Annotated in this window: 20 protein-coding genes; 14 read left to right on the forward strand and 6 right to left on the reverse strand. The window is 67.5% G+C overall.

Annotated features, from left to right (window positions below):
• Position 1: 1 nt before the first annotated feature.
• The 3 genes from K3U96_RS01540 to K3U96_RS01550 all read right to left on the reverse strand — a co-directional run bounded on the left by K3U96_RS01540 (position 2) and on the right by K3U96_RS01550 (position 2683).
• Complete coding sequence (locus tag K3U96_RS01540) at positions 2-688, reverse strand: hemerythrin domain-containing protein (protein WP_220691845.1); 687 nt, start codon at positions 686-688, stop codon at positions 2-4.
• A 100-nt stretch (positions 689-788) separates the two neighbouring features.
• Positions 789-1124, reverse strand: coding sequence for a PH domain-containing protein (locus K3U96_RS01545; RefSeq protein ID WP_069403525.1), 336 nt, complete (start codon positions 1122-1124; stop codon positions 789-791).
• Complete coding sequence (locus K3U96_RS01550) at positions 1121-2683, reverse strand: MBL fold metallo-hydrolase (protein WP_220691846.1); 1563 nt, start codon at positions 2681-2683, stop codon at positions 1121-1123. The genes K3U96_RS01545 and K3U96_RS01550 overlap by 4 nt, the downstream gene beginning before the upstream one ends.
• Before the next feature lie 94 nt (positions 2684-2777).
• Between K3U96_RS01550 and K3U96_RS01555 the strand changes: the two genes are divergently transcribed.
• From K3U96_RS01555 to K3U96_RS01565, 3 genes are read left to right on the forward strand one after another with little or no spacing between them, the layout of a single operon-like run.
• Entirely contained in the window at positions 2778-3554 is a 777-nt protein-coding gene (locus K3U96_RS01555; RefSeq protein ID WP_069403526.1) for a lysophospholipid acyltransferase family protein, read from the forward strand.
• Positions 3554-4321 carry a lysophospholipid acyltransferase family protein gene (locus tag K3U96_RS01560; protein ID WP_220691847.1) on the forward strand — a complete coding sequence of 256 codons (768 nt, stop codon included), beginning with the start codon at positions 3554-3556 and terminating at the stop codon, positions 4319-4321. The genes K3U96_RS01555 and K3U96_RS01560 overlap by 1 nt, the downstream gene beginning before the upstream one ends.
• On the forward strand, positions 4318-5136 hold the full coding sequence (locus tag K3U96_RS01565; RefSeq protein ID WP_069403528.1) for a Cof-type HAD-IIB family hydrolase: 819 nt from the start codon (positions 4318-4320) through the stop codon (positions 5134-5136). Before K3U96_RS01560 ends, K3U96_RS01565 begins: the two co-directional genes overlap by 4 nt.
• Positions 5137-5257: 121 nt before the next feature.
• Here the strand turns inward: K3U96_RS01565 and gjpA are convergent, their stop codons facing one another.
• From gjpA to K3U96_RS01580, 3 genes are all read right to left on the reverse strand, one after another.
• Complete coding sequence (gene gjpA, locus K3U96_RS01570) at positions 5258-6748, reverse strand: outer membrane porin GjpA (RefSeq protein ID WP_220691848.1); 1491 nt, start codon at positions 6746-6748, stop codon at positions 5258-5260.
• 202 nt (positions 6749-6950) lie between these two features.
• Positions 6951-8564: an N-acetylmuramoyl-L-alanine amidase gene (locus K3U96_RS01575; protein ID WP_275085688.1), complete on the reverse strand. Its 1614-nt coding sequence runs from the start codon at positions 8562-8564 to the stop codon at positions 6951-6953.
• Positions 8565-8709: 145 nt separating this feature from the next.
• Positions 8710-9630, reverse strand: coding sequence for a hypothetical protein (locus K3U96_RS01580; RefSeq protein ID WP_220691850.1), 921 nt, complete (start codon positions 9628-9630; stop codon positions 8710-8712).
• A 219-nt stretch (positions 9631-9849) separates the two neighbouring features.
• Here K3U96_RS01580 and glf point away from each other — a divergent pair, with 219 nt between their 5' ends.
• The 11 genes from glf to fadD32 all read left to right on the forward strand — a co-directional run bounded on the left by glf (position 9850) and on the right by fadD32 (position 23597).
• On the forward strand, positions 9850-11115 hold the full coding sequence (glf, locus tag K3U96_RS01585; protein ID WP_110917360.1) for a UDP-galactopyranose mutase: 1266 nt from the start codon (positions 9850-9852) through the stop codon (positions 11113-11115).
• Positions 11112-13034, forward strand: a complete 1923-nt coding sequence (locus tag K3U96_RS01590; protein ID WP_069406270.1) for a glycosyltransferase — start codon at positions 11112-11114, stop codon at positions 13032-13034. The genes glf and K3U96_RS01590 overlap by 4 nt, the downstream gene beginning before the upstream one ends.
• On the forward strand, positions 13027-13551 hold the full coding sequence (locus tag K3U96_RS01595) for a phosphatase PAP2 family protein (RefSeq protein WP_220691851.1): 525 nt from the start codon (positions 13027-13029) through the stop codon (positions 13549-13551). The genes K3U96_RS01590 and K3U96_RS01595 overlap by 8 nt, the downstream gene beginning before the upstream one ends.
• A complete protein-coding gene (locus K3U96_RS01600; protein ID WP_069406272.1) occupies positions 13548-14510 on the forward strand; it encodes a decaprenyl-phosphate phosphoribosyltransferase in 963 nt (320 codons plus the stop codon). Before K3U96_RS01595 ends, K3U96_RS01600 begins: the two co-directional genes overlap by 4 nt.
• Complete coding sequence (aftB, locus tag K3U96_RS01605; RefSeq protein WP_069406273.1) at positions 14488-16560, forward strand: terminal beta-(1->2)-arabinofuranosyltransferase; 2073 nt, start codon at positions 14488-14490, stop codon at positions 16558-16560. The genes K3U96_RS01600 and aftB overlap by 23 nt, the downstream gene beginning before the upstream one ends.
• Before the next feature lie 96 nt (positions 16561-16656).
• Entirely contained in the window at positions 16657-17721 is a 1065-nt protein-coding gene (locus tag K3U96_RS01610) for an alpha/beta hydrolase (protein WP_220691852.1), read from the forward strand.
• Between the two features lie 129 nt (positions 17722-17850).
• Complete coding sequence (locus K3U96_RS01615) at positions 17851-18912, forward strand: esterase family protein (protein ID WP_069406275.1); 1062 nt, start codon at positions 17851-17853, stop codon at positions 18910-18912.
• A 142-nt stretch (positions 18913-19054) separates the two neighbouring features.
• Positions 19055-19942 (forward strand): alpha/beta hydrolase-fold protein, encoded by an 888-nt coding sequence (locus K3U96_RS01620; protein WP_069406276.1) that lies wholly within the window; start codon positions 19055-19057, stop codon positions 19940-19942.
• A gap of 110 nt (positions 19943-20052) precedes the next feature.
• The gene (locus tag K3U96_RS01625) at positions 20053-20472 is read left to right on the forward strand and encodes a DUF732 domain-containing protein (RefSeq protein WP_069406277.1); all 420 of its coding nucleotides are present in this window, start codon (positions 20053-20055) and stop codon (positions 20470-20472) included.
• Positions 20473-20491: 19 nt separating this feature from the next.
• The gene (gene culp6, locus K3U96_RS01630) at positions 20492-21499 is read left to right on the forward strand and encodes a carboxylesterase Culp6 (RefSeq protein WP_220691853.1); all 1008 of its coding nucleotides are present in this window, start codon (positions 20492-20494) and stop codon (positions 21497-21499) included.
• A 208-nt stretch (positions 21500-21707) separates the two neighbouring features.
• Positions 21708-23597 (forward strand): long-chain-fatty-acid--AMP ligase FadD32, encoded by a 1890-nt coding sequence (gene fadD32 / locus K3U96_RS01635; RefSeq protein ID WP_069406279.1) that lies wholly within the window; start codon positions 21708-21710, stop codon positions 23595-23597.
• Positions 23598-23608 lie beyond the last annotated feature (11 nt).

Here is a 23608-nt window from a genome sequence, read left to right on the forward strand (position 1 = left end):
CTCAGCCGAACACGGCGCGTTCGAGGCGCCGGTGGCGCACCGCCAACAGTGCGAACAGCGCACGCAAGAGCGGGTTCACCGTGGCACCCAAGCGGATGCGCTCGTCATCGGTCATGACCGCCAGATGCCGCGGCGCGTCGAACGACATCCGGCCACCCTTCTGCGCGGTCTTCTCGACGGCCTCCCAATCCGCCACCGACACGTGCGCGGTGATCACCGGGAAGATCTCGCGCTCCTCCTCGGCGATGTGTTCGCTGATCAGCGTGTGCAGGTCGCTCAGCTCGGCGGCCATGGCGGCTGCCGTCGGCGCATCGCCACCTGACACGCGAAACGCCGCGGCCCTGGCACGCAACTGATCCAATCGTGGATCGAGCGCGGCGTGGTCTTCGGTCAGCTCCGTCAGGTCGACGTGGCTGCCCGCGCTGGCCTCGATCACCGGCCACGCCACCAGATCCTCGGTGCTGTGGTGGTGATGGATCGACTCACACAACAGTTCCACGTACCGACTGATGGCACGGGCGCGTGATGGTGTGCATCGTTCGCGGCCCTCGGCGAGCGCCGTCACGGTATCGGCGATGCGTCGGCAGTCGCGGACCATCGAGCGGTGCGAGAGCCTGATGCCGGTCAGGTCCGGTTCCGGGTCGTCGGCTCGGCGGGGGGTGACGGTCGGGTCGGTCGTCGAACTCATGTCGGATGCTCCTTCGTCGCTGATCGGGTGTTGCGACGACTGTGCGGGCAGGCACTTAAGAACGACTTAACGCCGGCTTGCCGGGCCGGCGGTTTCGCCGCTAGTCCTCCAGCAGCTGATCGAGCATCGCGGTGAACTTCTCGGGATCAGAAGGCGTGAAGGCCGGCCGCCACCGGTTACCCGCGACGTCGAGGGTGATCAGGGTGTTCTTGCGCGGTCTGCCCACATCCAGCGGGAGCCAGCGGCGCAGGTCCGAACTGCCCCAGAGGCGGAACCGGTGGGTGAACATCCCCAGCGGCTCGGCCTGGTAGCCACGGATCGCCGTCAGCGGGATGATCTTGGAGGTTCCCGACGGAAAGTGGTAGCGCCGCAACGTGATCGCCTCGCGATCCAGCTGGATCAGGCCGTCGTCGTAGTACTGCTGCGGGGCGCTCACAGCTTGCGGCACCGCAACTCGTGGCCCTTGCTGGTCAAGCACCGACCGTTCTCCAGGTTCCACTGCCAGCCGTGCAGGTTGCACGTCAGCGTGGTGCCCTCCACCACGCCGAACTTCGACAGGTCGGCCTTCAGGTGTGGGCAACGGCGCTGAATCTCCCAGCCGTCCAAGGCGATCGAGGCGGTGTCGTCGTGGGCCTCGGCGAACCAGCCGTCGGCGTAGGCGATGCGTTCGTCGGTGAGGCACTTGAAGAAGGTGTACAGGTATTCGTTGTAGCCGCCGACCCGCCATGCCGCAAAGCGCGTCGACAGGAAGATGGTGTTGACCCAGTCCGGCTCGTTGTCGCGCACTACGGTGCGCACCAGCTCGGGGGCGATCTCGAACCCGTAGCGGAACTTCTCGTCGGGAATTGGTTCACGCACAGCACGTTTCGGGAAATCCAGCACCACGGTCTCGTGATGATCACGACCGTTCAGCCGAAGCTCGACCGGGTAGCCGATACCGTCGCAGATCTGATCGCTCTGGATCATGATCGGCTCGAACACCGCGCGCAGCGGCTCGAGCAGCGGCTCACCGGCCGCGCGCGCCCAGCTGGCCTTCGCGGCGGCCAGCACCGGCGCCATCCGCTCGGCGTAGTCGGCGATGTAGTCGGCCTTGCCGGTGGTGAAGATGGCCTGCACCTCGTCATCGGACATCGGGTGGCGAAGCGAATCCAGTTGTGAGCCGGTGAATTCCGCCGTCGACCCCGGAATCATCAACAACCCGCCGTCGTGTCCGTGCGCACGCATCTGCTCGAGGAACACCACCTGGTCGGGGAAGATGTTGGCCGGATCGCCGGAGTCGTCGTTGAGGTGGCGCAACTCGGGATCGAGGAAGCACGGTGGGCCCGCGGAGGGGATGACCCACCTCGCCCCGACCTGGGCGATGTACTGCCGGCAGCGGTCCATCTGTCGCCGGCGCTTCTGGATACCGAACGCTTCCTTGGCTCGCGCCGGCATGTCGTAGACCATCGGATACCAGATCGCCCCGGAGTACTGCAGCATGTGCACGTCGACCTGGTCGAAATCGGCGTGCACCACGTCCAGGTCCACCGGGCGGGCGTCGTTCATGTTGAAGCAGACCGTCTCGCCGTCGTCGACCACCAGACCGGAGTCCCCGATCGGTCCGTCGGCGGGGGCGCGCAGCGCGATGATCATCACATCGAGATCACCCTTGGGGCCGCTGACGCGGTGTTTGACTGAATCGGTCGTTTCGAAGAACCGGTGAAATCCGGCCTTCTCGAGTTCGCGGCGCAGATCGGGCACTGGGAAGTCGGGCAGCAGCACCACCGCGTCCTTGTTGACGTGCTCGCGCAGGTTCTTCGGGTCGAAGTGGTCGGCGTGCAGATGCGAGACGTAGAGGTAGTCGCAGTCACCGAGGGCGTCCCAGTCCAGCGTGCTGTTGTCCGGGAACGGGAACCACGACGCGAAGTACGCCGGGTTCACCCACGGGTCGCACAGGATGCTGCCAGCCTTGGTGTCGATGCGGAAACCCGCATGCCCGACGCTTGTGACCTGCACCAACACCCTTTCTCCGCGACGTATGTGACCCTTCGAGCTTAACGGCAGCAGACGGCGGAAGTCGCATCCGCGCGGGGACACTACGCTGGCGGTTGTGGAACCGGTATACGGCACCGTCATCGCACTCGCGCGGCTGTTGTGGCGTGCGCAGGGGTTGACCTTCACCGTCACCGGCGTGGAGAACCTGCCGGTCACCGGCGGGGCGGTGGTGGCCATCAACCACACGAGCTACTTCGATTTCACCTTCGCCGGGCTGCCCGCCTACCGGCAGGGGCGCGGACGCAAGGTGCGGTTCATGGCCAAGAAAGAGGTCTTCGACCACAAGGTCGGCGGACCCCTGATGCGCAGCCTGCGCCACATCGAGGTGGACCGCAACAGCGGTGCGGAGTCGTTCGACCTGGCCTGTCAGCGGCTCAAGGAAGGCGAGCTGGTCGGCGTCTATCCGGAGGCCACCATCAGCCGCAGCTTCGAGATCAAGGAGCTCAAGTCCGGTGCGGCGCGCATGGCGATCGCCTGCGACGTGCCGATCGTGCCGCACATCGTCTGGGGTGCGCAGCGCATCTGGACCAAGGGCCACCCGAAGAACCTGTGGCGGCCGAAGGTGCCCATCTCGGTTGCGGTCGGCGAGCCGATCGCCCCGACGCTGCCGGCCGCGGAGCTGACCGCGCTGCTGCATTCGCGGATGCAGCACCTGCTCGAACGCGTGCAGGACGCCTACGGTCCCCATCCGCCCGGCGAGTACTGGGTGCCGCACCGGCTCGGCGGCGGCGCGCCGACGCTGGCCGAGGCCGCCCGGATGGACGCCGAGGAGGCCGCCGCGAAGGCCGCACGGCGCGCGCAGCATCCCGGTGCGACGGGGGCGCCGGGGTAGTGCCGAAGGAACCCGTATTCCGGACGCTTGAGGTTCTCGTCAAGGCGGCGGTCAGGGTCAACGGGATCCGCATCACCTATACCGGCCTCGAGCACATCCCCGCCAACGGCGGCGCCGTGATCGCCATCAACCACACCAGCTACATCGACTGGCTGCCCGCCGCGCTGGCCGCGCACTACCGCAGCAGGCGACTGCGCTTCATGATCAAAGAAGAGATGCAGGAAGTGAAGCCGATCAACTTCCTCATCAAGCGCACCGGCACCATCCCGGTGGACCGTCGTGCCGGAGCAGGCGCCTACGCGGTCGCGGTGGACCGGCTGCGCGCCGGTGAGCTGGTCGGCGTGTATCCCGAGGCCACCATCAGCCGCAGCTTCGAGCTCAAGGAGTTCAAGACCGGCGCGGCCCGGATGGCCCGTGAGGCCGACGCTCCGCTGATCCCTCTCATCGTCTGGGGTGCGCAGCGGATGTGGACAAAGGATCACCCAAGGCGGTTGGGCCGCACCAAGATTCCGATCACCGTCGAGGTCGGTGCGCCGCTGCGCGCCGCTGAGAGCATGGAGCAGACATTGGCCGAGCTGCGAGCTTCGATGAGCGCGCTGTTGGACAAAGTGCAGCGTGAATACCCGCATCCGCCCGGCACGTTCTGGGTGCCGCGCCGGCTGGGCGGCAGCGCGCCGACACCGGAAGAGGCCAGGCGGCTCGACGAAGCCGAACTCGCGGAGCGGGCCAGACGCCGAGCGCAGCGCGAAGACAAGAGCTCGCGATGAACCGGCCCGCGATGATCGCCTCCGATGTGGACGGCACGCTGCTCGACGACGACGAGAAGGTCAACCCGCGCACCCGCGCCGTCGTGCACGCCGCCGTGGACGACGGCGCGCGGTTCGTGCTGGCGACCGGCCGTCCGCCGCGGTGGGTGCAACCGGTCGTCGACGCTCTCGGGTTCGCGCCGGTGACGATCTGCGCCAACGGCGCGGTGATCTACGACCCGGCCACCGACCGCATCATCTCCGCGCGCACGTTGTCGACCGAATTGCTGGCCGAACTCGCCGACATCGCCACCACGGCCATCCCCGGCGCGGGGTTGGCCGTCGAACGGGTGGGCGACAGCGCCCACGACGCCGCGACACCGCAGTTCGTCAGCTCACCGGGTTACGAACACGCCTGGCTCAACCCGGACAACACCGAGGTGTCGATGGCCGACCTGCTCAGCGCGCCGGCGATCAAGCTGCTCGTGCGCAAGGCCGGTGCCCGCAGCGCCGACATGGCCACTGTGCTGGCCGAACCCCTGGCGGAGCTCGCCGACATCACCTACTCCACGAACAACGGTCTGATCGAGGTGATGCCGCTGGGCATCAGCAAGGCCTCTGGCATCGAGGAGCTCACCGGCCCGCTGGGGATCGCCGCCGACGAGGTGGTGACGTTCGGCGATATGCCCAACGACATTCCGATGCTGCGGTGGGCCGGGCTGGGGGTGGCGATGGCCCACGCCCACCCTGAAGCGCTGGCCGCCGCCGACGAGGTCACGTTGACCAACAATCAGGAGGGCGTGGCCCACGTGCTGGAACGCTGGTGGGGCCGGTAGGTTTCGGGCTAGACGAGCCAACACCTCGGACGACGCCGTCGGCGTCGATGGCGCGATCGAACTGATCTAGAGCGAAACGTAGTGGGCCCCCGCATCGCGAGGGCCCACTGGTCGGACAGAGCTACTCCTGCGAGCCGCTCACGGAGTCCGTACCGTCGCCGCTGTCGGTGCTGCCCTCACCGGCGCCGGTCGTCTTCGACGTGGTGTCGATATCGGTGTCGGTATCGGTATCCGTATCGGTATCCGCGCTGTCAGCCTCGTCGGCGTCGGCCGCCTCCTCCGCATCCGTATACGCGTCGCTGGCGTCCGCGTCAGTGACCTCGGTTCCGTCGTTGGCGTCGTCGTCGTCCGCCGTCGGATCGCTGGTGCTCTCGTCAGCGGCCCCGGTTTCGTCCGGCGTTGCCGCGACCGGCGTGCCTGCCGCGGCTTCTGTGGTCTTCAAAGGCGACTCGAAAGCTGTCCCGCCCGAGGAGATGTTGAACGTGGCGGCCGAAGTGCTCGGAATCGCTGCCGGCGAATCGTTGGTCAACGCCGTCTTGGTGACCAGTGTGGTGGCAGGGGCGGTGTCCGCCGCCGGGGCCTTGGACAATTCGGCCAGCGGGTTGCCGACGCCACTCCACCCGATCGCCTTGGCGATGATCTGACCGAAGGCCACCAGTGCCCCGATCGGCCCGATTCCGATACCGGGAATCTCCAGCGTGAGCGGGAATCCCATCAAATCGGTGGTGGTGGTCATTCCGATCGAGTTGAAGATCGAACCGCCAATGCCAACCGGCTCGCCAGTCATTGGGTCCACACCCGTGGAACCCGGGCTGAACAGCCCACCGAACTGGATGTTGAGGTTGTGCAGGGTGGTGCCCGGCGACAGCAGTCCCGCGTTGTTGAGCACCGGGACCAGGCCGTCGAGGTTCAAGTTGGCGCCGTTGAGCACCGCACCCACGATGTCGGCGGGGATGTTGATGACGCCCTGCATCGCGGTTGCGAAGTCTCCCGCGACCAGCGCGCTGACGATGTTGTGCACGCTGTTCACCACCGCCACCACGGGACTGATCACCGGCCCGGCAAACCCGAACACGATGCCACTGACCGGGGAGGAGAGAACGTTGAGGAGTTCCTTGACCACCGCGACTGCCTGCGGCGGGGTACCCGCCCGCAGCAACTTGGGAATCGATTGCAACAGGATCGAGTGCCACCCGTCCAGCGATTCCTGACTCGGAAAGGGATTGATGGTGGCATCGATGCCGAGCAGGGTGGCGGCGGTGAACGCGGCCTGCACGTTGGCCACCATCTGCCCGAGGACCGTGCCGATGCTGCCCGGGTTCTTCAGCACCTCACTCAGGTAACCGGCCTGGTTCGCCAGAATCTGTTGCAGCAGCACGGCGGGGGCCTGGGAGAAGGTGTCGCCGATCTGGGTGGCACTGGCAGATGCCGTTTGGAACGCCTCCAGCCACGGCTGCAAGGGGTTGTAGCTGGCCGCCAATTGCACGGCAGCCGAGCTGACCGCAGGGGGCGACGGCACGGACGTCGGCACCGTCAAGGGATTGACGGCGACGACACTGGCAGCTGCCAGAGCGAGGCCGACCGTCAGCCGCGAACGCGGTGCTACCTGCATAGATACTCCCTAAGTCAAGTTATGTTGAAGAGTGATCAGCAAAACTTACTACACGGTAAGCTACTGTCAAGTAACTTCACGGGATGTGATTATGAACACGTTGCGGCTCGGGCCCGATCAAGAAGGCTTCGGCTTTGTCGCCAAGGCGTCAGGTGGCTGCCTCGAGGACGGCACCCGGTGAAAGCAAAGTAAATCGAATGCCTCAGGTGGGGCTGATCGGAGGGGTGAACCGCTCCAGCTGGGTCGGCGCATGGTCGACGTAGTTCGACGGCAGGTCGACCGCGATGCCGTCGACCACCCGCGTCACGCCGCCCGTCTCGCGGTCGAAGTTGAGCGTGCCGTGCTGGAAGTTCTGCACGATCCACAGCGGCTCGTGGATTTCGCCGCTGGTCGGCAGGCCCAGCGCGCCGCGCTCGAAACCCAGCGACCCCCACGCCTTGTAGATCTCCCCGGTCAGCGGCTGGGCGCCGGTGGGCGGCGACCAGTAGATGGCGCCGCGCTCGAACGTCGCATACCGGGTGCCGTCGTGGCCGGAGGCCTCCGGTGACGTCGGATTACCCAGCGGGCTGGTCGGCCCGCCCATCGATACCCAGCGGGCGAAGATCGCGCCGCCGCGCAGCGTGTCCACCAGATCGGCGGGTCCCGGGGGACTGTTGAACCGCGCAGCGATGTCGCGGATCTGGTCCATCAGCGCGTAGGCCGCATTGCCCGGGCATTCGGTCACGCCGACGTCGCGGTGGGTGAAGATCGTCGGCAACGTCGGGGCGGAACCGAACGGGAACTTGGAGAACGAACTGCCCGCCGAGGCCAGCACCACGGAGCCCCTCGGGTCGATGTGGTCCATGCCCATGCGCCACCCCAGCAGCCGGCCCGTGGTGCCCAACTGGATCGGGGTGGGCGGAACCGCGTCGAAGTTGCCCATCATCGCCACGCCCCAGGTGTCGCGGTTGAAGCCGCCGGTGTGGGCGCCCTCGACCGGTCTGGTCATCCCGCCCGCGCGCCCTTCGAACACCTGGCCGTACTTGTCGACCAGCGCGTTGTAGGCGATGTCGCACCAGCCCAACGTTCGGGTGTGGTACTCGTAGATCGACCGCACGATACCGGCCGAATCCTCTGGCGCGTACTCGTTGCTGCCCGCGGTGTGATGGACGATGCCGGCCCGGATCCCGTTGTCGTACCGCGGTTCTCCGCATCGCATCGATTCGTCGGCGCCCCACTGCGCGCGGCTGATGATGACCGGTGGCACCCCGGGGCTGTTCACCGCCGACGGCAGCGGCAGGTTGTCCACCGGCGCCTGCGGCGGGCTGATCAGCACCGCGTTGAGGTTCTGCCCGAACGGCTGCTCGACGTTCGCGGGCACGTAACCCAGTTCGGGGGTGTCAGCGCCGGAAACATGTTGGGGCGCAGTCGGTTGCGCGCCGGCGGGCCGGGTGACCGCGATCTGCACCGTGGTGGTGCGCCCGACGAACACCGGCTCGGTGCCTCGGGGGCCGCCCGCACCGGGGTCGTCCGGGCCCACGCCCTCGAGAGGTTCCACGTCGTACCAGGGCCCCCAGGCGCCGTCGGCCTTCTTGGCGCGCACTCTGGCCGACGTGCCGGTGAGGTCGGATGCCGTGAGCGCGACCATCGCGAACGGCGTGTCCTGGTGGATCTCCCGGATCGTCTCGCCGCCGCCGAGGTCGGTCAGCGGCTGCTCGGCCATCTTGGGCGCCTCGAGTGCGGGCGCACGTTCGTCGTCGCCGTCGGGCAGGCCGTAGATCGCCAACGGCAGCATGACGATCGTCGCCGCGACAGCGGTGAACAGCAACGACGGCATGGGACGGCGGCACGACACAGGGCGATGTTACGCATGTGTCAGTTGTTACTAATGTTTCGACACGGCCTGCAGGGCGGGAAAGTGACCGACCTGTAACGGCACCGCAGAGCCCAAATCGGCTTCTGCGGTGCCGTCAGGAACAGGCTTAGGCCGGTGGGGCCGGCGCGGGAGCCGGTACCGGTGGCGCCGGCGGCTTGACGGCCGACATGATCGCCGGCATCACCATGCCCTTGAGCAGGTCGATCGCCTGCCCGGCACCCAGCTGGTTGGCCATGCTGGACAGATCGCCGATGATCCCGCCGCTGCCTGCGGTGCTCGCGGGCATCGTCGCCAGCGTGGGATCGCCGAGGATCGGATATGTGCCCGCGGCGGGGTCCAGCCCGATCGGCGCCGAGATCGGCACCTCACCGGTCAGCCCGGTGGAGACCGGGGTGGCCAGCGCCGGATCGGTCAGGGCCGGCGGTGTCGACAGCCCCGGCGTGGTGAGGTCCGGCGTGGTGAGCCCCGGCGTGGTGAGCCCCGGCGTGGTGAGCCCCGGCGTCGCGGCCGTCGGGCTGGTCAGCGAGGGGGTCGTCAGCCCCGGCGTGGTCAGCGCGGGGTTGGTCAACGAGGGATCGGCCAGCGCCGGATCGGTGAGGGCGGGTGCGGTCGCCGTCAACCCGGGCACTGTGGCGCCGGGCACGTCCAGGGTCGGTCCGGTCAGCCCCGGTGTGGTGAGCCCGGGCGCCGTGAGCCCCGGCGAGGTCAGCGCGGGCGACGTCAGGCCGGGCGAGGTCAGCCCGGGTGAGGTCAGGGAGGGTGACGTGGCACCGGTGCCGGTGAGCAGGCCCGTCGGCATCGGCGGCAGGTTGATGCCGAACTGCGACAGCCCCTGCGAGAGGGCGGACATGATCTCGCCAGGCAGGTCGGTGATCATCGCGGCCTGCACGAACTCGCGATGCGTTGGCGCGGGATCGGTGCTCGCGGACAAGTCGGTCACGGCGATCACTGCAGCTGGACTCGCGACTGCCAGGGCCACGACTGCGCTCGTGGCTGTGGAAAGCCTGCGGCGTCGGCGGTTCGGCACGGAAGTCTCCTCAATATATGGACTACGTCGGGTGGGCGCTCTGGTGAACAACCCAGGTCTCGCGCTGTCGGCGGAGGACCGACGTGAACGACGTTACTGGTGTGACTACTGAGGCAAAAGTGACGATATGTAATCGTGAGCCGATCGCAACCTTCGGCCGCCCGCCGCAGGCTTGTCGGATTCGGGTGGGGTACGCCTGTTCGGATACCCTTGCTGCCGATGACCACCTCTGTTCCCCCGGTCGCTCCGCTCTCCCCTGCCAGTCGGGAGGGGACCCCGCCCTCCGGAGCCCGCTATGACCTCTTTGTCGTCGGTTCCGGATTCTTCGGCCTGACGATCGCCGAGCGCGTCGCGACGCAGCTGGACAAGCGGGTGCTGGTCATCGAGCGGCGCCCGCATATCGGGGGCAACGCCTACTCCGAGCCGGAGCCGCAGACCGGCATCGAGGTGCACCGCTACGGTGCGCACCTGTTCCACACCTCCAACAAGAGGGTGTGGGACTACGTGCGCCAGTTCACCGACTTCACCGGATACCAGCACCGCGTCTTCGCCATGCACAACGGGCAGGCCTATCAGTTCCCGATGGGGCTGGGCCTGGTGTCGCAGTTCTTCGGGCGCTACTTCACCCCCGACGAAGCCCGGGCGCTGATCAAGGAGCAGGCCGCCGAGATCAGCACCGAAGACGCCCAGAACCTGGAGGAGAAAGCGATCTCGCTGATCGGGCGTCCCCTCTACGAGGCGTTCGTCAAGGGATACACCGCCAAACAGTGGCAGACCGACCCCAAGGAGCTGCCGGCCTCCAACATCACCCGGCTCCCGGTGCGCTACACGTTCAACAACCGCTACTTCAACGACACCTACGAGGGCCTGCCGGCCGACGGCTACACCGCGTGGCTGCAGAACATGGCCGCCGACGACCGCATCGAGGTGCGGCTGGACACCGACTGGTTCGACGTGCGCGACGAGCTGCGCGCTGAGTCCCCGTCGGCCCCGGTGGTCTACACCGGCCCGCTCGACCGCTACTTCGATTACACCGAGGGTCGATTAGGTTGGCGCACCCTGGATTTCGAGCTCGAGGTGTTGCCGACCGGAGATTTCCAGGGCACCCCGGTGATGAACTACAACGACCTGGATGTCCCGCACACGCGTATTCATGAGTTCCGGCACTTTCATCCCGAGCGGGACTATCCCACCGACAAGACCGTGATCATGCGGGAGTTCTCGCGGTTCGCCGATGACGACGACGAGCCCTACTACCCGATCAACACCGAGTCCGACCGTGACATGCTGGCCGGGTACCGGGCCAGGGCGAAGTCCGAAACGGCATCGGCGAACGTGTTGTTCGGCGGCCGGCTGGGCACCTACCAGTACCTCGACATGCACATGGCCATCGCCAGCGCACTGAACATGTACGACAACATCCTCGCGCCGCACCTGCGGGACGGCGCGCCGCTAAGCAACGGCACAGAAAGCAGCAGCGCATGAGTGACATCCCGTCCGGCGCGCTCGACGCCGCAGAATCCAGAGCCGTCAGCCTGCTGGCGCGCATCATCTCGCCGCGCCCGGGTGAACCGCACGACGTCCGCAAGCTCTACATCGAGGAAGCGACCACGAATTCGCGTCGCGCGCACGCACCGACCCGCACCACCCTGGAGATCGGCGCCGAATCCGAGGTGTCGTTCGCGACGTACTTCAACGCGTTCCCGGCCAGTTACTGGCGGCGCTGGTCGACGTTGGACACGGTGGTGCTGCGCATCGAGCTCACCGGCGGCGGGCGTGTGGACGTGTACCGCTCGAAGGCCACCGGCGCCAGGATCACCGTCGGCGGCGCCCCGGTCAGCGGTGAGCACGCCTCTGTCGAGTTCGAGATCGACCTGTCGCCATTCGAAGACGGCGGCTGGATCTGGTTCGACATCACCACCGACACCAACACCACGGTGCACAGCGCAGGCTGGTACGCGCCGTCGCCGGCGCCGGGCCGCGCCAACGTCGCGGTCGGCATCCCCACGTTCAACCGACCGTCCGACTGTGTCAACGCGTTGGCCGCGCTGACCGCAGATCCGCTGGTGGACAAGGTGATCGGCGCGGTGATCGTGTCGGATCAGGGCACCGACAAGGCCAAGGACCATCCGGGTTTCGCGGCGGCCGCCGCCGCGCTCGGGGACCGGCTGTCGGTGCACGACCAGCCCAACCTCGGCGGATCCGGCGGCTACAGCCGGGTGATGTACGAGGCGCTGAAAAACACCGACTGCGAACAGATCCTGTTCATGGACGACGACATCCGCATCGAACCCGATTCGATCCTGCGGGCGCTGGCGATGAACCGGTTCGCCAAGGCGCCCACCCTGGTCGGCGGCCAGATGCTCAACCTGCAGGAGCCGTCGCACCTGCACGTGATGGGGGAGATGGTCGCCCAAGAGAACTTCATGTGGACCAACGCCGTCAACACCGAGTACGACCACAACTTCGCGAAGTTTCCGCTCAGCGACGAGGAAGAGCCCCGAAGCCAGCTGCTGCACCGCCGCATCGACGTGGACTACAACGGCTGGTGGATGTGCATGATCCCGCGGCAGGTCGCCGAGGAACTCGGTCAGCCGTTGCCCCTGTTCATCAAATGGGACGACGCCGACTACGGGTTACGCGCCGCCGAGCACGGATACGGCACCGTGACGCTGCCCGGCGCGGCGATCTGGCACATGGCGTGGAGCGACAAGGACGATGCCATCGACTGGCAGGCATACTTCCACCTGCGCAACCGCTTGGTGGTCGCGGCCATGCATTGGGACGGCAACGTCCGCGGCCTGCTGGCCAGCCACCTGAAGGCGACGATCAAACATCTGCTGTGCCTTGAATATTCGACCGTGGCCATCCAGAACAAGGCGATGGACGACTTCCTGGCCGGACCCGAGAACCTGTTCTCGATCCTGGAGTCCGCGCTGCCCGAGGTGCGCGCCATGCGCCAGCAGTATCCCGACGCCGTGGTGCTGCCGGGCGCCACCGCCCTGCCACCGGCGTCGGACAAGCTGCGCAAGAAGGTGAAGATCCCCACCAACCCGTTGGCGATCTCGATGCGGCTGAGCCGCGGGGTCATCCACCAACTCAAACCGCACGATCCGCAGCACCACGAGCGTCCGCAGGTCAACGTGGCCACCCAGGACGCCAGGTGGTTCTCGCTGTGTGTGGTCGACGGGGTCACCGTCACCACCGCCGACGGCCGCGGCGTGGTGTACCGCCAGCGAGACCGTGCGAAAATGTTTGCCCTGCTGAGGCATTCGCTGCAGCGCCAACTGCGGATCGCCCGCAAGTTCAACCGCATGCGCAAGGTCTACCGCGAAGCGCTGCCGGTGCTCACCAGCAAGCAGAAGTGGGAGTCGGTGCTGCTCGAGGCAACACCGCATGCCTGACTCGGTTCACGGCGAAGAGGCCGTGCTGGTGGCCGTTCAGCGCGCGCTGGCCGGGCGGCCCGGCGCGCTGGCCGGTGCGCGGGCGCTGAGCCACTTCGGCGAGCACAGCCTCGGCTGGCTGGGCGTGGCCGCGCTGGGGGCGCTGCTGTGGCCGCGGCGCCGACGCGCCTGGGTGACCGCGGGCGTCGGCGCGTTTCTCGCGCACGCCGCGGCGGTGCTGATCAAGCGGGTGGTGCGGCGTGAGCGTCCGCATCACCCGGCGATCGCGGTGAACGTCGCGACCCCGAGCCGGCTGAGCTTCCCGTCGGCGCACGCGACGTCGACGACCGCGGCGACGCTGCTGCTGGCCCGGGCCACGGGGTTGCCGCTACCGGCACTTCTGGTGCCGCCCATGGCGTTGTCACGGTTGGTGCTCGGCGTGCATTACCCGACCGACGTCCTCACCGGCGTCGCGGTCGGGGCAGCCGTCGCGAAGGCGGTCAGCACGGTCGCCGACCGGAGGGAAGGGGCCCGATGAGCATCTCGAAGGAAAGCAGCGCCGGGGGCGCTTCGCAGTTCAGCGAAGATCCCACACCGGGCAAGGGGCCGCCGCGCAACGTGGTGACCGGCATCGTCAAGGCCATCCGGCCCCGGCAGTGGGTGAAGAACGTCCTGGTCTTCGCCGCGCCGCTGGCCGCGCTTGGCGACGAGCGGTACGCCTACGACTACCGCGAAGTCCTGGTCAAGGTGCTGCTGGCGTTCGTGGTGTTCAGCCTCGCGGCGTCGGCGGTCTACCTCGTCAACGACTCCCGCGACGTGGAGGCCGACCGCGCGCATCCGACCAAGAGGTACCGGCCGATCGCGGCGGGCGTGGTGCCCGAGTGGCTGGCCTACACCCTGGCGATCGTGCTGGCCGCGGGTTCGCTGGTCATCTCCTGGGTGGTGACGCCCAACCTGGCGTTGGTGATGGCGATCTACATCGGTATCCAGCTGGCCTACTGCTTCGGTCTCAAACACCAGCCGGTCATCGACATCTGCATCGTGTCGTCAGGCTTTCTCATCCGGGCCATCGCCGGCGGTGTCGCCGCCGATGTGCCTCTGTCGCAATGGTTCTTGTTGATGATGGCGTTCGGCTCGCTGTTCATGGCGGCGGGCAAGCGGTACGCGGAGCTTCAGCTGGCCGAGCGCACGGGGGCCAAGATCCGCAAGTCACTGGAGAGCTACACCAGCTCCTATCTGAGGTTCGTGTGGACGCTGTCGGCGACCGCGCTGGTGTTGTGCTACGGGCTGTGGGCCTTCGAGCGTGACGGCACCGGCGGAACATCGTGGTTCGTGGTGTCGATGATTCCGTTCACGATCGCGATCCTGCGCTACGCCGTCGACGTCGACGGCGGCCTTGCCGGTGAGCCGGAGGAGATCGCGTTGAAGGACCGGGTGCTGCAGCTGCTGGCCGTCGCGTGGATCGGAACCCTCGGTGCCGCAGTCTTCCTCAGTTGAGCAGGCCGGCCTGACGGCTGCGCGCCTGGTGGCGCGCGGGCCGCGGTTTGCCTACGACAAGACCGTTCGCATCAGCCTGTGGGCCAGCGTCCTAGTGGTCGCGGCCCTGTTCACCTGGGGTGCATGGGAGCGCCGCTGGATCGCCGACGACGGCCTGATCGTGTTGCGCACGGTGCGGAACTTATTGGCAGGCAACGGCCCGGTGTTCAACGCCGGCGAGCGGGTCGAGGCCAACACGTCGACGCTGTGGACGTACCTGGTCTATTTCGGCAGCGTGATCGGCGGTCCGGTGCGGCTGGAGTATGTGGTGCTGGCGCTGGCGCTCACGCTCAGCGTGGCCGGCGTGGTGCTGGCGATGCTGGGCGCCGGCCGCCTGTACGCGCCGAGCCTGCAGGGCAGGCGCGCGTTGATGCTGCCCGCGGGTGTGCTCGTCTACATCGCGGTGCCACCCGCCCGCGACTTCGCCACCTCGGGACTTGAGAACGGTTTGGTGCTGGCCTATCTGGGCCTGCTGTGGTGGATGATGGTGTGCTGGTCGCAGGCGTTTCATGCCAACCGTCCCGCGCGGCGACCGGGACCGCGCGACGGTGCGCCGAGCATTCGCAGACAACCGCTCGGCGCCTCGGCCGGCCCGCAGGAGCGGCACGCGGTCAGCGGGTTCTTCGACGGCGCACTGGCTTTCGTTGCCGGCATGAGCGTGCTGGTGCGCCCGGAGTTGGCGCTGATCGGCGGCGGCGCGCTGGTGATGATGCTCATCGCCGCCCGCGACTGGCGCCGCCGCGGGCTGATCGTGCTCGCGGGCGGCCTCGTGCCGGTGCTGTACCAGATCTTCCGCATGGGCTACTACGCGCTGCTGTTTCCGGGTACCGCGGTGGCCAAAGAGGCCTCGGGTTCGAAATGGGCGCAAGGCTTTACCTACCTGGCCAACTTCAACCAGCCCTACCTGCTGTGGGCGCCCGCGATCCTGCTCGCCGGGCTGGCGGCGGTGGTACTGGTGACCCGTGGGCGGCCGTGGTGGACGCACCGGGCCGCCGCGCCCGGCTACGGATGGCTGGCGCGGATGGTGCAGAGCCCCGCCGCGGTGGTGATCTTCTTCATCGCCAGCGGGCTTCTGCAGGCGCTGTACTGGATCCGGCAGGGCGGTGACTTCATGCACGGCCGGGTGCTGCTGGCGCCGATGTTCTGCATGCTGCTGCCGATCGCGGTGATTCCGATCGTGTTGCCCGACACCACTCGGATGGCCCGCGGCGCAGGGTATCTGTTCGTCGGCGCCACCAGCGTGCTGTGGCTCGCGGTGGCGGGTTGGGCGTTGTGGGCGGCGAACTCCAGCGGGCTGGGCGCCGACGCCACCCGGGTCACCTACTCCGGCATCGTCGACGAGCGGCGGTTCTACAGCCAGGCCACCGGTCACGCGCACCCGCTCACCGCGGCCGACTATCTGGACTATCCGCGGATGCGCGCGGTGCTGCGGGCGCTCAACGACACGCCCGACGGCGCGCTGCTGCTGCCGGCGGGCAACTACGACCAGTGGGATGTGGTGCCCGCGATACCGCCGCCGCCCGACGCCCCGCCCGAGGTGAAGAACCAAAAGGGGCCACATACGGTCTTTTTCACCAACCTGGGCATGCTCGGCATGAACGTCGGCCTGGATGTGCGCGTCATCGACCAGATCGGTCTGGCGAATCCGTTGGCCGCACACTCCGACCGGCTCGAGGACGGCCGCATCGGCCACGACAAGAACCTCTTCCCGGATTGGGCAGTGGCCGAGGGTCCGTTCCTTAAGACATCGCCGTGGATTCCGAGCTACCTCGACGAGGACTGGGTCGCCCAGGCCGAGGCCGCACTGGAATGTCCGGCGACCGAAGCGATGCTGAACTCGGTGCGCGCGCCGATGGGACCGCGGCGGTTCTTGTCGAACCTGGTGCACGCCTACCAGTTCACCCAGTACCGGATCGACCGGGTGCCGCGCTACGAACTGATTCGGTGTGGTTTGGAGGTGCCCGAATCCACGGTGCCCCCCTACACCGGCATGCCGGCGACCGGGCCCTAGCCGCGCCGATCGGAGACGCCCGGTAACACCGCAGCCCGGTTTCGGCGATAAACCTGTCGCGGAGCGCCTTTCGTGCGGCGCCGGACACCCGAACGGATGGTAAGACCTGTGCGAACCTGGCTACGCCGCACGCTGGCGACCCTCGCAGCCGTCGTCGTGCTGCCTGGCCTGGCGGCGGTGACCGGCGCGGCGCCGAGCGCTGAGGCGTTCTCCCGGCCCGGCCTGCCCGTCGAATACCTCGACGTGTACTCGACGGCGATGGGGCGCAATGTGCGGGTCCAGTTCCAGCCCGGAGGCGCGGCGGCGCCGACATTCAACGGGGGAGGCGCGGCGGCGCCGACATTCAACGGGGGAGGCGCGGCGGCGCCGACATCAAACGGTGGCGGGAACAAGGCGGTCTACCTGCTCGACGGCCTTCGGGCCCGCGACGACTACAACGGGTGGGACATCGAAACCCCGGCGTTCGAGTGGTTTTACGAGTCCGGAATCGCCACCGTGATGCCCGTCGGCGGGCAATCCAGCTTCTACACCGACTGGTACGGCGCGTCGAGCTTCAACAACCAGCCCTATACCTATAAATGGGAGACGTTTCTCACCAGTGAGTTGCCGCAGTGGCTGGCAGAGCACAAACAGATCTCCACCACCGGCAACGCGGTGGTGGGGCTGTCCATGTCGGGCAGCGCCGCGCTGATCCTCGCCGCGTACCACCCCGCCCAATTCCGTTACGCCGCATCGCTATCGGGCTTCCTGAACCCGTCGGCGCTGTTCATGCAACAGGCCATCCGGGTGGCGATGCTCGACGCGGGCGGCTACAACGTCGACAACATGTGGGGCGCGCCGTGGGACGGCGCGTGGCGGCGAAACGACCCGATCGTGCAGGTCGGCAAGCTGGTCGCCAACGGCACCAGGCTGTGGATCTACTGCGCGCCCGGCGGTGTCACGCCGCTGGACGTGAACGCCGACCCCAACCAGGTTTTCACAGCTCACAGCCTGGAAACCATGGCGCTGAAGAGCAATAAGGACTTTCAGGCGGCCTATGCGGCGGCCGGCGGCACCAACGCCACGTTCCAGTTCCCGCCCGCCGGGAATCACGCCTGGGCGTACTGGGGTGAGCAGCTACAAGCCATGAAGCCAGACCTGATCGCGACCCTCAACGGCTAAGGAGTGACCAGGCACGATACCTGCGAAATAGAAGGATTACAGCAAGTTGTGGTTGACTGCAGGAGCAACGCGGCACGGCCTGGTGGGCATCATCCGCGTGCGGCATACGACAGATGGGATAGATCAAGCATGAAGTTCGTTGGCAAAATCCGGCGTGCGGCGAGAACACTGCCGCGCCGGCTCACGGTTGCGGCCCTTGCGGCAGCCGTGCTGCCCGGTTTCGTCAGCGCCGTCGGAGGCTCGGCGACCGCTGAGGCCTTCTCTCGTCCGGGCCTGCCGGTCGAGTACCTGATGGTTCCATCCGCGGGGATGGGACGCGACATCAAGGTGCAGTTCCAGAACGGCGGCCCCAACGCGCCAGGGGTTTACCTACTTGACGGGTTGCGCGCCCGTGACGACTTCAACGGCTGGGACATCGAGACCGCCGCGTTCGAGTGGTACCTGGACTCCGGCCTCGCGGTGATCATGCCCGTGGGTGGCCAGTCCAGCTTCTACAGCGACTGGTACAAGCCGGCCTGCGGCAACAACGGCTGCTCCACCTACAAGTGGGAGACGTTCCTGACCCAGGAACTGCCCGCCTACCTGGCCGCCAACAAGGGCGTGAACCCCAACCGCAACGCCGCGGTGGGCCTGTCGATGGCCGGATCGGCCGCGCTGACGCTGGCGATCTACTACCCGCAGCAGTTCCAGTACGCCGCGTCGCTGTCGGGCTTCCTGAACCTGTCCGAGGGCTGGTGGCCGATGCTGGTCAACATGTCGATGGGCGATGCCGGCGGCTATGACGCCAACGACATGTGGGGCCGCACCGAAGACCCCAACAACGCGTGGAAGCGCAACGACCCGATGGTCAACATCGACAAGCTGGTCGCCAACGGCACCCGGATCTGGGTGTTCTGCGGTAACGGCAAGCCTGCCGAGATCAACGGCCGGGTGGCCGGCGACAACATGCCCGCGAAGTTCCTGGAGAGCTTCACGCTGCGGACCAACGAGACGTTCCAAGAGGAATACCTCGCTGCCGGCGGTAAGAACGGCGTGTTCAACTTCCCGGCGGGCGGCACGCACGACTGGCCGTACTGGGGTCAGCAGCTGCAGCAGATGAAGCCGGACATCCAGCGCGTGCTGGGTGCCACCCCGCAGCCGTCCACTCCGATCGCCACGGAGGCCTCGGTCAGCGCGGAGACCGGCAACTAACGCGGCCGTTTCACGACACCTCGCCGACGGCGGCGATCCCTCACGGGGTCGCCGCCGTCAGCCATTTCGGGAGGTTCCAGCCTGCCGGTGTGATTGACTACCTCGCGCGGGGACATCAGACGAACGTGAGGTGGCGTAGTTGATGCGTGCTTTGATCCGAGGAATTCTGACGGCGGCGCTGATGATGGGCATGTGGACCGCCGGAACGTCCATGGCGCCCGACGCCAGGGCCGATGTCGAGATGCTGATGGTGCCGTCGGGCGCGATGGGCCGCGACATCCCGGTCTCGTTCCTGGCAGGCGGCCCGCACGCCGTCGTGCTGCTCGACGCCTTCAACGCTGCACCCGACGTCAGCAACTGGGTGACCGCAGGCAACGCGATGGGCACCCTCGCCGGTAAAGGCATCTCGGTGGTCGCTCCCGCCGGCGGGGCGTGGAGCATGTACACCAACTGGGAGCTGGACGGCAGCAAGCAGTGGGAGACGTTCCTGGCCGATGAGCTGCCGAACTGGCTGGCCGCCAACAAGGGCCTTGCGCCCGGCGGGCACGGCATCGTCGGCGCCGCGCAAGGCGGCTACGGCGCGATGGCGATGGCCACGTTCCATCCGAACCGCTACCGCTTCGCCGGTTCGCTGTCGGGCTTTCTGACCCCCGAACGGACCGGGGTCGACGGCGCGATCACCGCGGGCCTGGCCCAGTACGGCGGCGTCGAAACCCGCAATATGTGGGGCCTGCCACAATTGGGTCGCTGGAAGTGGCATTCGCCCAACGTGCACGTGCAACTGCTCGCCGACAACAACACCCGGCTGTGGGTGTTCAGCCCGCCCGCCGGTGGCTGCACCGACCCGGCCGCGATGATTGGCTACTGCGACATCGCCCAGGGCACCAATCGTGAGTTCTACCAGCACTATCGCGGGGTGGGCGGGAAGAACGGGCACTTCGACTTCCCGACCTCCGGCAACCACGACTGGGGCAACTGGAGCGCGCAGCTGGCCGCGATGACGGGTGAACTGGTCACCACGATCAAGTAGCCGAACCGTTGCCGCGCTGGCCGGGTGGGGCCGGATGCAGCCGGTACCTTGGAGGAGTGCAGCAAGCGGGAACGAGGACGGCGGCGGCAGCGCTGCAGGTGCTACTTGTGATGTCCGCGGCTTTGCTGCTGGCCGGGTGCTCGGGCGACGGTGTGATCGGGATCGGCCAACCCACCTCGGAGACGGCGACGGTGCACGGCCACGCCGGCGCCGCGGCCCCGGGCCCGCCCGCCGCGGGTGGCAAGTCCAATGCGCTGGTCGTGACGGACCGGCAACGCGGCTACCTCGACGCGCTCGCGGCCGCAGGCGTCGAACCGTCCAGTGACCTGATGGCGCTGAACATCGGTTCCTACGTGTGCCAGGCGCGCGCGGCCAAGCACACCGAGCAGGCGGTGTGGGACATCGTCCATCCGCTGGTGCGCAGCGACGCCGACAGCGACCAACTGTCCGCGGCGCCGCCGCCATCGGACGCGGATGTCGACGCGACGACCGCCGACTACATTCGCATCGCGACACAACGACTCTGCTAGCGGGAGACCCGAGACATTCATGGCCAAGTCCAATCGGCGGAAACGCCATCGCATCCTCGCGCTCATCGCGGCCGGGGCGATGGCGCTCGTGGTGGTGTTGATCGCGATTCTGGTGTGGGTGTGGCAGCGCGCACCCGAGACGCCGCCGACCGCCGTCCCGCCCACCTCCGTGCCCCCCGGCGTGGTGCCGCCGACGAAGAAGCCGCGCCCGGAGTTCCAGGACGCCAGCTGCCCCGACGTCCAGCTCATCTCGATTCCGGGGACCTGGGAATCCTCACCGCAGATGGACCCGTACAACCCGGCGCAGTTCCCGATGGCGTTGCTGCTCAACGTCACCAACCCGATCCGGGCACAGTTCGGCGCCGACCGCCTCGAGGTGTACACCGTTCCGTACACCGCGCAGTTCCACAATCCGTTCTCGTCGGACAACCAGATGTCCTACAACGACAGCCGCGCCGAGGGTTACCACAAGGCGGTGACGGCGATGACCGAGATGACCGAGCGCTGCCCGCTGACCAGCTACGTGTTGGTGGGTTTCTCCCAGGGTGCGGTGATCGCCGGTGACATCGCCAGCGACGTCGGCAACGGCCGCGGGCCGGTCGACGAGGATCTGGTGCTGGGCGTGGCGCTGATCGCCGACGGCCGCCGTCAGACCGGCGTCGGCCAGGACGTCGGGCCCACCCCTGAAGGTGTGGGCGCCGAGATCACGCTGGACGAGATCCCGCTGCTCAACGAGTTCGGCCTGGATATGACCGGACCCCGGCCCGGCGGATTCGGGCTGCTCAACGACCGCACGTACGAGATCTGCGCGCGCGGCGACCTGATCTGTTCGGCACCGCAGTCGGCGTTCAACATCACCCAGCTGCCCAAGACGCTGGAGGTGCTGTCCGGTGGGGCCGGCCAGCCGATCCACGCGATGTACGCCACCCCGGAATTCTGGAACGTCGACGGGATGCCGTCCACGCAGTGGACCCTGAATTGGGCGCAGAACGTGATCGATAACGCTCCGCACCCGAAACATGGCTGACCTGTGACCGAACAGATTTGGCGAGTGACCAGCGGTCGCCTAACATTAAGAAATAACTAAGACCAGCGAGCGTCGGCACGCCCGAACCTGCAGCTCAGAGCGCCCCACGTGGCGCGGGTCGGTAACCCGCTACGATCTGGGGGTTTGGGGTCGCGCGGGGGGCGTGATCAACGGCGTCGATGCGAGTGGTTCTTGACAGGAGTATGAGATGGCTTTCCACAACCCGTTCATCAAAGACGGATTGATCAAGTTCCCGGACAACGGCAGTTTGGTCAAGCACGTCGAACGATGGGCGAAGGTGCGTGGAGACAAGGTCGCCTACCGCTTCCTGGACTTCTCCACCGAGCGTGACGGCGTCGCACGCGATCTGCACTGGGCCGATTTCGGCGCGCGCAACCGCGCGGTGGGCGCACGCCTTCAGCAGGTCACCGAGCCCGGTGACCGGGTCGCCATCCTGTGCCCGCAGAACCTCGAGTACCTGGTGGCGTTCTTCGGCACGTTGTACTCCGGGCGCATCGCGGTCCCGCTGTTCGACCCCAACGAGCCGGGCCATGTCGGACGGCTGCACGCCGTACTCGACGACTGCCATCCGTCGGCCATCCTGACCACCACCGACGCCGCCGAAGGGGTGCGCAAGTTCTTCCGCACCCGCCCCGCCAAGGAGCGTCCCCGCGTCATCGCGGTCGACGCGGTGCCCGACGAAGTCGGCGCCACCTGGGAGCCGGTCGAGGTGGAGCACGACACCATCGCCTACCTGCAGTACACCTCCGGTTCGACGCGCATCCCGACCGGTGTGCAGATCACGCACCTCAACCTGGCCACCAACGTCGTCCAGGTGATCGAAGCGCTGGACGGCGAGGAGGGCGACCGGGGCGTGTCCTGGCTGCCGTTCTTCCACGACATGGGGCTGATCACCGTGTTGCTGTCGCCGATGCTCGGCCACTACATCACGTTCATGACCCCGGCCGCGTTCGTGCGGCGCCCCGGCCGCTGGATCCGCGAGATGGCCCGCAAGGAGGGGGACACCGGCGGAACCATCTCGGTGGCCCCGAACTTCGCCTTCGACCACGCTGCCGCGCGTGGCGTGCCCAAGGACGGCGAGGCGCCGCTGGACCTGTCCAACATCAAGTGCATCCTCAACGGCAGCGAGCCGATCTCCGCGGCCACCGTGCGCCGGTTCAACGAGGCGTTCGGTCCATTCGGCTTCAAGCCGCAGGCGATCAAGCCGTCCTACGGCCTGGCCGAGGCGACGCTGTTCGTGTCGACCACCCCGATGGATGCCGAGCCCACGATCGTCCACGTCGACCGCGACGAGTTGAACAACCACCGCTTCGTCCCAGTGCCGGAGGACTCGCCGAAGGCCGTCGCCCAGGCCGGCGCGGGCAAGGTCGGCCTGGCCGAGTGGGCCGTCATCGTCGACAACGACACCGCCACCGAACTTCCCGACGGGCACATCGGTGAGGTCTGGATCAGCGGCCAGAACATGGGCACCGGGTACTGGGGTAAAGAAGAGGCCACCCGCGAGACGTTCCAGAACATCTTGAAGTCGCGCACCAACCCCTCACACGCCGAGGGGGCGACCGACGCCGCGACGTGGGTGCGCACCGGCGACCTCGGCGCCTACCACGATGGCGAGCTCTACATCACCGGGCGGACAAAGGATCTGGTGATCATCGACGGCCGCAACCACTACCCGCAGGACCTCGAGTACTCGGCGCAGGAAGCGACCAAGGCGCTGCGCACCGGGTTCGTCGCCGCGTTCTCGGTACCGGCGAACCAACTGCCCGACGAGGTGTTCGAGAACGCGCACGCTGGGCTCAAACGCGATCCCGACGACACTTCCGAACAGCTCGTCATCGTCGGTGAGCGGGCACCGGGTGCGCACAAGCTCGACATGGGCCCGATCGCCGACGACATCCGCGCCGCGATCGCCGTCCGCCACGGTGTCACGGTGCGCGACGTGCTGCTGACCGCGGCGGGCGCCATTCCGCGCACCTCCAGCGGCAAGATCGGCCGACGCGCCTGCCGCGCCGCGTATCTGGACGGCACCCTGCGCAGCGGCAAGATTGCCAACGCCTTCCCCGACGAAACCGACTGACGGCTGACTTT

Origin of the sequence: Mycolicibacterium holsaticum DSM 44478 = JCM 12374 (assembly GCF_019645835.1) — a bacterium.
Taxonomy (GTDB): Bacteria; Actinomycetota; Actinomycetes; order Mycobacteriales; family Mycobacteriaceae; genus Mycobacterium; species Mycobacterium holsaticum.